Here is a 10,704-nt window from a genome sequence, read left to right on the forward strand (position 1 = left end):
ACGTTCAACCTCCACTCGGCGTGAGGTACCGCACAGGGCATCGGACCAGCCGACATTTGGCCCGGGCGCGCGCGGCGTGTTGGTGTGTATCGTCCACGCCGGTCTCCTGCATACTCACCGAAAGGGTGAGCGAGGGTAGCCGACGCAGCTCCAACTCGATCCGAAAGTGCCGAATAGATGCGAGTCGACGGGCGGGAAATCCCGGTAACGGGCAACCTGCTACAACCGCTGATCCGGCGGACGAGTGACATCATCCGCGTCGTGCTGGCGGCGGTGTGGGTGGCGATTGTCGTCGCGGCGTCGGTGATCACCCGGCCGGAATGGCTTGCGCTGGAACGTTCGGTGTCCAACATCGTCGGATTCCTGAACCCCGATCAATCGAACTTGGTCTACCTCGTCTACGGCATGGCGATTCTGGCGTTGCCGTTCGCCATCCTGCTCGAGCTGATCATCGGCAGGCAGTGGAAACTGCTCGCGGGCTACGCGGCGGCGGGCCTGACCGCGGGACTGCTGCTCTCGATCACCGGCACGGGCCTGTCGGCCCCGAAATGGCATCTGCAGGTGCCGGATCGACTCGATACCTTCCTGTCGCAGTTCCTGGACGATCCGCGATGGATCGCGATGCTGGCGGCCGTGCTGACGGTGTCGAGCCCGTGGCTGCCCAACCGGCCACGGCGGTATCTGTGGTTCCTGCTGCTGGCGTTCGCGCCGATCCACCTGGTGGTCAGCACGGTGGTGCCCGCTCGGGCGATGTTCGGGCTGGCCGTGGGCTGGCTGGTCGGCGCGGTGATCGTGCTGGTCGTCGGCACGCCCGCGCTGGAGGTGCCGCTCGATGCCGCGGTGCGGGTGCTGGCCAGACGTGGGCACACGGTCACCAGATTCACCGTGGTGCATCCGGCCGGACGCGGTCCGCTGGTGCTGGCCGCCGCCATCGACGGACCCGAACGCGGACTAGTCGTCGAGATGTACGGCAAGAACCAGCGCAGCTTCGGCGCGCTGCGCCAGCTGTGGCGCTGGCTCACCTTCCGCGCCAGCGAAACCGCGGCGATGCACGGCTCCATGCACCGCGCGGTCGAACATCGCGCCCTCATGGCCCTCGCGATCGGTGAGCTCGGCCTGGCCAGCAGCACGCCGGTCGCCGTCACGGCGCTGGATCGCGGCTGGATGCTGCACGCGCACACCATTCCAAAGGGCACCCGGATCAGCGAAGCACCCGTCGAGCAGCTGGCGGGGGTGTGGAAGTCACTCGACGATCTGCACCAGGGCCAGATCGCGCACGGCGACCTGCGCCCGACCGAGATCCGAATCGACAACGGCACCACGCTGTTCGGCGGATTCGCCAGCTCCGAATACGGCGCCTCGGCCAAGCAGCAGCAGTCCGACATCGCGCAGCTGCTGGTATCGACGACCGCGATCTTCGGCAAGGAGGCCGCGGTCAGCGCGGCCATCAAGTCCCTCGGCGAACAGCCGGTGCTCGCCGCGGCGAGCCGCTTGACCAAGTCCGCCATGCCCGCCGGGCTGCGCAAGACGGTGCCGGACTGGAAGGGGGCGCTGTCCGGCGCGCGCGACGAGGTGCGCAAGCAGACCGGGCAGGATCGCATCCAGGCCGAGCAGATCACCCGGTTCACCCGCAACCAGATCATCCAGCTGGTGCTGCTGATCGGGCTCGTCTACGTCGCGTACCCCTTCATCAGCGCGGTGCCGACCTTCTTCACCCAGCTGAAGACGGCCAACTGGTGGTGGGCACTGCTCGGGCTCGCGGTGTCCTGCCTGACCTATGTCGGTGCGGCGGCGGCACTGTGGGCCTGCGCGTCCGGCGCGGTCAGCTTCAAGAACCTGGTGATCATGCAGATCGCCAACACCTTCGCCGCGACCACCACCCCGGCCAGGGTGGGCGGGCTCGCGCTCAGCGTGCGCTTCCTGCAGAAGGGCGGCGTCGGTACAGTGCGCGCCACCGCCGCGGTCGCCCTGCAACAGGCGGTACAGGTGATCACGCACCTCTGCCTGCTCGCCGTGTTCAGCGTCGCGGCGGGCACCTCCGCGGACCTTTCGCACTTCGTGCCGGATGCCACGGTGTTGTATCTGATCGCCGGTGTCGGCGTCGGCATCATCGGCACCTTCATGTTCGTGCCGAAACTGCGGCACTGGCTGAACAATTCGGTGCGCCCGCAATTACAGGAGGTGCTCAGCGAACTCGCCGATCTGGCACGCGATCCGAAGCGTTTCTCGGTGATCGTGCTCGGCTGTGCCGCGATCACCCTCGGCATGGCCGGGGCGCTGTGGGCCAGCGTGGAAGCCTTCGGCGGCGGCACCACCTTCGTCACCGTCACCATCGTCACCATGATCGGCGGCACGCTGGCCTCGGCGGCGCCGACCCCCGGCGGCGTCGGCGCCGTCGAGGCCGCGCTGATCGGTGGTCTCGGCGCCTTCAATGTGCCACTGGATATCGCGGTCCCGTCGGTGCTGCTCTATCGCGTACTCACCTGCTGGCTGCCGGTGCTCTGCGGCTGGTTCACGATGCGCTGGATGGCGTCGAAAGACATGATCTAGCCACCGATTTCCTTGACAGCGAGCAACACTCCCGTCGCAACGTCAGTGTCTGCGCGGCACCGAGTTCGAATCGGCAATTCGGTGCGGCATGGGAATGTTCGGTCGCGTAGTCGATCATTTCCGCGGCCGGATCGACGCCGACGACGCCGCCGTCCGGACCGACTCGCGCGGCCAGTGCCCGAAATCCCCTGGGCCACAACCGATATCAGCTACCAGGTGGCCGGGGCCCGCGCCGCTGAGGGCAACCAGCCGAGCGTTGAGGCGGGCGCCGCGGCCGAGCAGAAATAGGGCCTTGAATGCGCGGTAACTCCGTGGCTTGGTAAGCAGAACACCGGTTTCGGTGTCATGGTGGCCCTGTCGAATGGAAGACTGGGGTGCGTTTTTGGTCATGTGTTCATGGTCGGGAGGGACCGCGGCTTCGACCAGAGGCAAAACCACGGAAACCGTTCCATTCGGGACGGATTCGCGACATTTGTACGGGAGGCACATTGTCGTCGGAAGTAAAAAGGCTGACGGGCAGCACGGATCGCCGGGTGCGGCGGACGAAGAGCCTGCTGCATCGGGCATTGATCGAACTCATGCTGGAGCGCGGCTACGACCGAATCTCGGTGCGGGACATCCTGCATCGCGCCGATGTCGGGCGGTCCACGTTCTACGCGCACTTCCGCGACAAGGACGACCTCCTGCTGCTGAGTAGCACCGACTACCTGCGTGCCGCGGTGACCGCGCCGGGCACCGCCGCCGGTGTCGACAGCACCAAGCCGCTGGCGCCGGTGCACACGCTGTTCCAGCTGGCCGCGGCGAATCCCGAGGTGTATCAGGCGTTGCTCGGCCGCAAGAGCGGTGCCCTGCTGCTGCGGACGACACGGGAGATGGTCGCCGAGATCCTCGCCGAGCGACTAGCCGAACTGCTCGACATGGACGAGGCCGAATTCGATTCGACGGTGACGTTCCTGTCCTGGGGTGTGGTCGGCGTGCTCGGGGCCATCGCCGACGCGGACCCGCCGCTGGCGCCCACCGAGGCGTATCGACGCCTGGAACGACTGATCGGACCGGGCCTGTCCGGCCGGGTCCGATCAGGCTGAGTCAGTTCCCGTATTGCGCGGTCTCCGGGCACTCGATCAACAGGGTGTGCGCGGGCTGCTCGGCGACGGGACGATGCCGAACGCCCTTGGGCACCACGAACAGTTCGCCGGGGTGCAGCGTGACCGGGTCTTGTCCGGCCAGCTCGATCCGGAACGATCCGTCCCAGCACAGGAACAGTTCGTCTTCGTCGTGGTGGTGCCACGGGAATTCGCCGGCCAGCTGGGCGACGCGGACGACGGTGTCGTTGACGACGGCCAGCTCGCGCTGTTGAAAGGGACCGGGCAGCCCGGCGACCACGTCCTTGATCGATACCGGACCGGTGATTCTTGCTGCTGTCATGCCGTTAATCGTCGAACGACCCCGGTCGCCACTCCATGGCCAATCGGGCAGAATTGGTTTGGCTATGGATCCAATCAATGTCGCCGAACGGCTCGGGCGCTGGTCAGCGGGCCGCGGCGCGCTCTATGCGCTGCTGGCCGCGCGACTGCGCCGCCTGATCGATGACGGTGAGCTGCCCGCGGGCACGCCGCTCCCGCCGGACCGGGTGTTGGCGAGCACGCTGGCGGTGGGACGCAGCACCGTGGTCGCGGCCTACGACCTCTTGCAGTCGGAGGGCAGGATCGTCCGGCGGCAGGGCAGCGGAACCCGGGTGGCCGGAAATCCGCTCGCCAGGCCCGCCGAAACCACCAGCGCACCGGTCTTCCTCGACCTGCTCGAGCCGCAGGCGAACGTGATTCCGCTGGCCTGCGCCGCGCCCGACACCCCACCGGCGGAGCTGACCGAGTGCTACGCCAGGGTCCTGCCCGAGCTCGCCGCGACCACCAGCGATATCGGCTACTACCCGACCGGCCATCCCCGGTTACGGCACGCCATCGCCGAGTACTACCGAAATCGGGGTATACCAACCTCTTTCGAGCAGGTGCTGGTCACCACCGGTGGGCAACAGGCGCTTTCGCTGCTGGCCCGTTGTTTCTTGCAGCCGGGCGATCGGGTGCTGATGGAAGCGCCGAGCTCGCCACCAGCGCTGGAGGCGTTCCGCGCCGAAGCGGCTGTGGTCCATGGCCTTTCGCCGGGACTGCCCGGATTAGCCGCGGCCGCACGGGAGCATCGGCCCGCGCTCGCCTACGTGATCCCCACGTTCCAGAACCCGACCGGGTCGGTGCTGTCACCGCTGACACGCAGGCGGTTGGCGGAAACGGCGGCCGCGGTGGGGGTTCCGCTGGTCGAGGACGAGGTGCTCGCCGAGCTCGGCTTTCCCGGGTTCCGCACGCCGCAACCGCTGGCGGCCTACTCGGACGCCGTGATCACGGTCGGCTCGCTGAGCAAGACGGTGTGGGGTGGACTCCGCATCGGCTGGGTCCGGGCCGCCGCCCCGACCATCGCCAGGCTCGCCCGGATCCGCGCGGTGCACGACCTCGGCGGCGACGTCCCGGCACAGCTGGCCGCGGCCGAACTGATGCCGCGCCTGGCCGCCGTCTGCGCACGCCTCGCGCCCGAGCGGAAGGCCAGGCACGACCACCTGCGCGCCGAACTCGCTCGGCTACTGCCGGATTGGCACGCGCCGGAAGTCGCGGGTAGCCAAACACTGTGGGTGCGTTTGCCTTACGGCGACGGCACCTCGTTCGCCCAGGCCGCCCTGCGGCACGGCGTCGCGATTCTGCCCGGCAGTGGGCTGGATCCGACCGGCGGCAGTGCGGACCACATCCGCGTCCATTTCCTGCACCCGCCGGATACTCTCACCGAAGCGGCCCGCCGACTGGCCGAGGCCTGGCGCACCTACCGCCCACCGGCCCGCCCCGTCCCCGCACCCCCTGCGCTCGCCATTTAGGCGATAGCAGGGGTGGCGGGGTCAGCCGACGACGACGGTTTCGGCGAGACGAGCGGTGATGAGTTGTTCGGCCTCGCTGACGATTCGGGTGATGAGTTCTTCGCAGCTGGGGATGTCGTGAATGAGGCCCTGGACCTGACCCGCACTCCAGATGCCCGCGTCGAGGTCGCCCTCCTCGAAGACGCGGCGGCCGCGGGCACCGGCGACCAGGTCCCGGACGTCGTCGAAAGTGCCGCCCGCCCTTTCGATTTCGACGACCTTGCGACTGATCTCGTTGTCGGCGACGCGGGCGGTGTTGTGCATGGTGCGGAAGATCAGTTGGGTATCGCGCTCGGTGTGCGCGACGATCTGATCCTTGACCTTCTGATGCACCGCGGACTCCTGGGTGCACAGGAAGCGGGTGCCCATATTGATGCCGTCGGCGCCTAGGGCGAGGGCGGCGACCAGTCCGCTGGCATCGGCGAAACCGCCGGACGCGACCATCGGAATGTCCAACTCCCGTGCGGCGGCGGGGATCAGGATCAGGCCGGGCACGTCGTCCTCGCCGGGGTGACCCGCGCATTCGAAGCCGTCGATGCTGACGCCGTCGACGCCGATCCGCTGCGCCTTCAACGCGTGCCGCACGCTGGTGCACTTGTGCAGCACCTTGATGCCCGCGTCCTTGTAGTACGGCAGGAACGGCTCCGGATTGCTGCCGGCCGTTTCGACGATCGTGACGCCGCTGTCGATGATCGCCTGCACGTACTCGGCGTACGGCGGCGGGTTGATCGACGGCAGGATGGTGACGTTCACGCCGAACGGCTTGTCGGTCAGCTCCCGAGTACGCGCGATCTCGCGGCGCAGGTCGTCCGGCGTCGGCTGGGTGAGGGCGGTGATGAAGCCCAGCCCGCCCGCGTTGGCGACGGCCGCGACGAGTTCGGCTCGGCCGACCCACATCATGCCGCCCTGCACGATCGGGTGTTGCACACCGAAGGTCTCGGTGAACCTGGTCCGCAGCATTGCGCTCTCCTCTACCTCGCGCGGGCGTGCCAGTTCGCCCGGAGACCTGAATGGTGACACGAGGATCCCCTCGGGTTCAACTGGTAAGTGAGCCGTCATTCGCATCGTCATGCGGTATGCGAGCGCTTACCGTTCGATCTTCGGGCGCCCATTTACCGGCGAATCGGCAGTTGGGGTCGGTTTTATCGGATCAGGTGCTGCTTCCGTCCGATTAACGACGGTTCATCTTCCGATCCCTTGCCGGTCGGTTAAGTTAATTGCTATTCTGCTGCTAGTTCAGCCCGTCACAGTTGTCGGCCACCCTGGCGGACGCAGCTGACGGTCCGAGAGGAGTTCGTGGCATGACCACCCGTTCGCAGGCGCTCGATGAGCCGCTCAGGTCGCGGCGCAATCACTGGAACAACCAGATCGCCGTGCACGCGCAGATGCGCCCGGACGCGGTCGCCCTGCGGTTCCGGGACGCGGACACCACCTGGCGGCAGCTGCACGAGCGCTCGCTGAAGTTCGCCGACGCGCTGGCCCGCCGCGGTGTCGGCTTCGGCGACCGGGTACTGATCCTCGCGCTGAACTACCCCGAATACGTGGAGGCGGTGTTCGGCATCAACGCGCTCGGTGCCATCGCGGTGCCGGTCAACTTCCGCCTCACCCCGCCCGAGGTCGCCTACATCGTGAGCGACAGCGGCGCGAAGGCGATCGTCACCGACACCATGCTGCTGCCGCTGGCCAGCGCCGTTCGGGCGCAATCCGCCACGCTGGAAACGTGTTTCGTGATCGGCGGAACGACCGCGGACGGCGTGTTCGGCTTCGATGACGTGCTCGCCGAGGAGGGCGACCCGCACACCCCGCTCGACATCCCCGAGGACACCCCCTCGCTGATCATGTACACCTCGGGCACCACGGGCAGCCCGAAGGGCGCGATCCTGTCCTACGCGAACATGAATGCCCAAGCGCTGACCGTCATTCGGGCCCTCGCGACGGAACAGAGCTCGATCGGCTTCTGCACCTCACCGTTGTTCCACATCGCCGGACTCGGCAGTCTCGCACCGTGTTTCCTGCTCGGCGCGAAGACCGTTCTGCATCCGCTCGGCGCGTTCGACGCCACCGAATTCCTCGACGCGGTCGAGCGGGAGCAGGCGACGAGCGCGTTCTGCGTGCCCGCGCAGTGGCAGGCCATCTGCGCCGAACCGCGGGTTAAGGAGCGGAAGCTGGCGCTGACCGCACTGAGCTGGGGTGCCGCACCCGCCTCCGACACGGTGTTGCAGGCGATGGCCGACTGTTTCCCGAACGCGTTCAACGTCGCGGTATTCGGGCAGACCGAGATGTCGCCGATCACCTGCGTGCTCGACGGCAAGGACGCGCTGCGCAAGCTCGGCTCGGTCGGCAGGCCCATCCCGACCATCCAGGCCAGGGTCGTCGACGACGAGATGAACGACGTCGCGCCCGGTGAGATCGGCGAAATCGTCTACCGCGGACCAACTCTCATGCAGGGCTACTGGAACAAGCCCGAGGCGACGGCGGAGGCGTTCGCCGGCGGCTGGTTCCACTCCGGCGACCTGGTCAGCCAGGACGAGGAGGGCTTCGTCTGGGTGGTGGACCGCAAGAAGGACATGATCATCTCCGGCGGCGAGAACATCTACTGCGCCGAGGTGGAGAACGTGCTCTTCGCGCACCCGAAGATCCGCGAGGCCGCGGTGATCGGCCGGGCGCACGAGAAATGGGGCGAGGTGCCCGTTGCCGTCGTCGCGCTCAACAGCGCCGACGACGAGCTGTCGCTGGACGAGCTGACGGTGTTCCTCAACGACAACCTCGCGCGCTACAAGCACCCGAAAGACCTGGTACTGGTCGCGGAGCTGCCGCGCAATGCCAGCGGCAAGGTCGTGAAAATTCAACTGCGCAAGGATTATTCATCCTGATTCGATAGGCGAATGTAGGGTCGGGGGATGGCGATCCCCCGTATCCGCGCGGCCGTACTCGCATTGCACTGGCAGGTGAATGTGATCAAGCCGGAAGGATTCTTCGGGCCCATGCTCGCGGAGCCGGTCGCCAGCAGCGGGGTCGTTGCGCGTGCGGTGGAGTTCCATGAAGCGGCACACGGGGTTCCGGTGATCTTCACCCGGTTCACCATTCCGGTCGGCGAGGGCGAGTTGGTGCGCAATACCGGCTTCATGCGGTCGGTGGGCGCGGCGCAGACCGAGTTCCGGCCGGATTCCCCAGGTAGCCAGCTCATTCCGGAGATGGCCGGGCAGGCGACCGAGGTGTTCGACAACCAGAAACTGTCCGGGCTGGCGGGCAGCAAACTGGCGGAGTGGTTTGCCGGTCAGGGCATCGACACCTTGTTCATCACGGGTGTCGCAACCAACCTGACGGTGGAACAGACCGCACGACACGCGACCGACCTGGGCTTCACCGTGCATCCCGTCGCCGACTGCACCATCGCGGCCAGTCCGGAGGCGCACGAAGCGGCACTGGCGAATCTGGAACTCGTCACCGCGGGTTCGCGGACCGCGGCGCAGGCACTGGAGTTGATCGGCCGCCGCTGAGCACGGCACGGGCCACGGACGCCGTGTTTGAATGATCTCGGCAACATGACCGCTATGGCCGAATCTCGGTGCAATCTCAGCCGATTCGGCCGCTTCGTCTAGAGATCAGGAGCCACCTCGGTGAAAGCCACCTACCTCGCGGTTTACGCCGCGACCGCCCTTGCGGTGATAGCCGGTTCGACCGGCTGCGGCAAGGACGACACGGACCACTCGGAACACGCCGCGCACGGCAGCTCGACCTCCGCCGGCGCGGCCGCCGTCCACACCGCCGACGCGACCAAACAGGCGGACTCGACGCACAACCACCCGGCCCCCACCGACAAGGTGGATGACGTCAACTGCGGCCCCGTCACCGACGCGGGCGGCGGCACCCGCACCGTCATCGCCGTCAGCACCGTGTCGGGCCGGGTCGGCTGCACGGAAGCGATCAATGTCGCGACGAAGTACGCGACGACGGTGAGCAACACCGACGTTCAAACGGTCGACGGCTGGCAATGCAACGCCCAACCCGATCCGGCCACACCGTCCGTCTGTGCCAAGGGCGGCTTGATCATCGGCCTGCGCGCCAGCTGATCTGCTGATCCGACGCCGGACCCGCAGCAGGGTCCGGCGGGCGCCCCTTCAGCTCACTTGACCGCGCGGGCCAGCACAGCGTTGTAGTCGTGGCTGGCGATGACCTCGATGTCCGGCGGGAGAGCGTGCAGGCGTTGGATGGTGCGGAACGCGGCGTCGCGGTCGGCGTCGAAGAGGTTGCCGGGCATCGGGGCCTTCTCGCGGATCAGCTTGATCTGCAAGGTGTTCCAGACCGCGTCGCCGGCCAGCAGGACCCGGGTGCCGTCGTCCACCGCGAGCAGGACGCCGATGCTGCCGGGGGTGTGACCCGCCAGGTCGACGAGAACCACGGCACCGTCGCCGAACACGTCGTGGCTGCGCGGGAAGGTGAGGACGGGCGGGCCGTCGAGTTCGACCGGTGCGATGGACTGGCTGCGCAACGGTTCGCGGATCACGCCGTACGGTGCGGTGTCACCGTGCATGGCCCAGTCGTACTCCACCGCGGGGACGCGGAGTTCGAGCGCGTCCGGCAGCTCGAGCAGGCCCGCGACGTGGTCCCAGTGCAGGTGCGTGGCCAGCGTGAAGTCGATGTCGGCGGCGGCGAGGTCGCGGGCCGCGAGTGCGTTGCTCAGCCCGAGGACGGGCTTGTCCGGTGACACGAGCTTGCCGACGGGGAAGGGGTGGCCCGGTAGGACGCGCCGGTGCACGTCGGCGCAGATGGCGGGATCGACGAGAAACCTGGCCTGCGGATGCTCGACCAGGAACGCGCCCATCGACATCGGCAACTCGCGCAAACTGCGCACACCCTCGGCGACGATGATGGTCGGCGCGGACATGGTGGCCTGCGGCAGCGAGAGCAGCCGGACCGTCGCGGTGGCCTTCGGGGCGGGCGCGGCGACCAGGCTCGCGAGAAACGCCTGGTCGGGGCGGCGTGGCCGGAGCAGTCGGGCGGGCGTTGCGGCCAATGCGGCGCAACAGCGCGCCAGCGTGCCGAGGGTTCCGGGTCGTCCGTCGGCCAGCCGTGCGGAGTTTTCGCTCACCTCGCAACGGTAGGTGATGGGCCCCGGCGACGCAGCCGGAGCCGGGCCACGCAAATGACTCTTCTCCATAGTGCGATATCTCGGCATAATCGCGGGGGGGTACCTGGGC

General features: G+C 67.7%; 9 protein-coding genes. 6 read left to right on the forward strand and 3 right to left on the reverse strand.

From position 1 onward, the window contains the following. Positions 1 to 177 precede the first annotated feature (177 nt). Both ACQPW1_RS48235 and ACQPW1_RS48240 read left to right on the forward strand, forming a co-directional pair. Complete coding sequence (locus ACQPW1_RS48235) at positions 178 to 2,550, forward strand: flippase-like domain-containing protein (RefSeq protein ID WP_433660617.1); 2,373 nt, start codon at positions 178 to 180, stop codon at positions 2,548 to 2,550. Positions 2,551 to 3,083: 533 nt separating this feature from the next. Then, entirely contained in the window at positions 3,084 to 3,635 is a 552-nt protein-coding gene (locus ACQPW1_RS48240) for a TetR/AcrR family transcriptional regulator (protein ID WP_433660618.1), read from the forward strand. A gap of 1 nt (position 3,636) precedes the next feature. On the opposite strand, the gene ACQPW1_RS48245 is transcribed toward ACQPW1_RS48240, so the two are convergent. After that, a complete protein-coding gene (locus ACQPW1_RS48245; protein ID WP_433660619.1) occupies positions 3,637 to 3,975 on the reverse strand; it encodes a cupin domain-containing protein in 339 nt (112 codons plus the stop codon). 64 nt (positions 3,976 to 4,039) lie between these two features. On the opposite strand from ACQPW1_RS48245, the gene ACQPW1_RS48250 reads away from it, so the two are divergent. Then, the gene (locus ACQPW1_RS48250) at positions 4,040 to 5,464 is read left to right on the forward strand and encodes a PLP-dependent aminotransferase family protein (RefSeq protein WP_433660620.1); all 1,425 of its coding nucleotides are present in this window, start codon (positions 4,040 to 4,042) and stop codon (positions 5,462 to 5,464) included. A 21-nt stretch (positions 5,465 to 5,485) separates the two neighbouring features. Here the strand turns inward: ACQPW1_RS48250 and ACQPW1_RS48255 are convergent, their stop codons facing one another. Continuing rightward, the gene (locus ACQPW1_RS48255) at positions 5,486 to 6,463 is read right to left on the reverse strand and encodes an NAD(P)H-dependent flavin oxidoreductase (RefSeq protein ID WP_433660621.1); all 978 of its coding nucleotides are present in this window, start codon (positions 6,461 to 6,463) and stop codon (positions 5,486 to 5,488) included. Between the two features lie 341 nt (positions 6,464 to 6,804). Here ACQPW1_RS48255 and fadD5 point away from each other — a divergent pair, with 341 nt between their 5' ends. The 3 genes from fadD5 (at position 6,805) to ACQPW1_RS48270 (ending at position 9,576) form a co-directional block, all read left to right on the forward strand. Continuing rightward, the gene (fadD5, locus tag ACQPW1_RS48260; RefSeq protein WP_433660622.1) at positions 6,805 to 8,376 is read left to right on the forward strand and encodes a fatty-acid--CoA ligase FadD5; all 1,572 of its coding nucleotides are present in this window, start codon (positions 6,805 to 6,807) and stop codon (positions 8,374 to 8,376) included. A gap of 27 nt (positions 8,377 to 8,403) precedes the next feature. After that, entirely contained in the window at positions 8,404 to 9,003 is a 600-nt protein-coding gene (locus tag ACQPW1_RS48265; RefSeq protein ID WP_433660623.1) for a cysteine hydrolase, read from the forward strand. A gap of 120 nt (positions 9,004 to 9,123) precedes the next feature. After that, positions 9,124 to 9,576: a hypothetical protein gene (locus ACQPW1_RS48270; RefSeq protein WP_433660624.1), complete on the forward strand. Its 453-nt coding sequence runs from the start codon at positions 9,124 to 9,126 to the stop codon at positions 9,574 to 9,576. 53 nt (positions 9,577 to 9,629) lie between these two features. On the opposite strand, the gene ACQPW1_RS48275 is transcribed toward ACQPW1_RS48270, so the two are convergent. Then, positions 9,630 to 10,595 (reverse strand): MBL fold metallo-hydrolase, encoded by a 966-nt coding sequence (locus ACQPW1_RS48275; RefSeq protein ID WP_433660625.1) that lies wholly within the window; start codon positions 10,593 to 10,595, stop codon positions 9,630 to 9,632. Between the last annotated feature and the right edge of the window lie 109 nt (positions 10,596 to 10,704).

The organism is Nocardia sp. CA-128927, assembly GCF_050955855.1.
Taxonomy (GTDB): domain Bacteria; phylum Actinomycetota; class Actinomycetes; order Mycobacteriales; family Mycobacteriaceae; genus Nocardia.

What these genes read in the sequence shown, in the direction of transcription:
- ACQPW1_RS48235 (WP_433660617.1), top strand. Translation starts at nt 178, where the DNA reads ATGCGAGTCGACGGGCGGGAAATCCCGGTAACGGGCAACCTGCTACAA.
- ACQPW1_RS48245 (WP_433660619.1), bottom strand. Translation starts at nt 3,975, where the DNA reads ATGACAGCAGCAAGAATCACCGGTCCGGTATCGATCAAGGACGTGGTC.
- ACQPW1_RS48250 (WP_433660620.1), top strand. Translation starts at nt 4,040, where the DNA reads ATGGATCCAATCAATGTCGCCGAACGGCTCGGGCGCTGGTCAGCGGGC.
- ACQPW1_RS48255 (WP_433660621.1), bottom strand. Translation starts at nt 6,463, where the DNA reads ATGCTGCGGACCAGGTTCACCGAGACCTTCGGTGTGCAACACCCGATC.
- fadD5 (WP_433660622.1), top strand. Translation starts at nt 6,805, where the DNA reads ATGACCACCCGTTCGCAGGCGCTCGATGAGCCGCTCAGGTCGCGGCGC.
- ACQPW1_RS48265 (WP_433660623.1), top strand. Translation starts at nt 8,404, where the DNA reads ATGGCGATCCCCCGTATCCGCGCGGCCGTACTCGCATTGCACTGGCAG.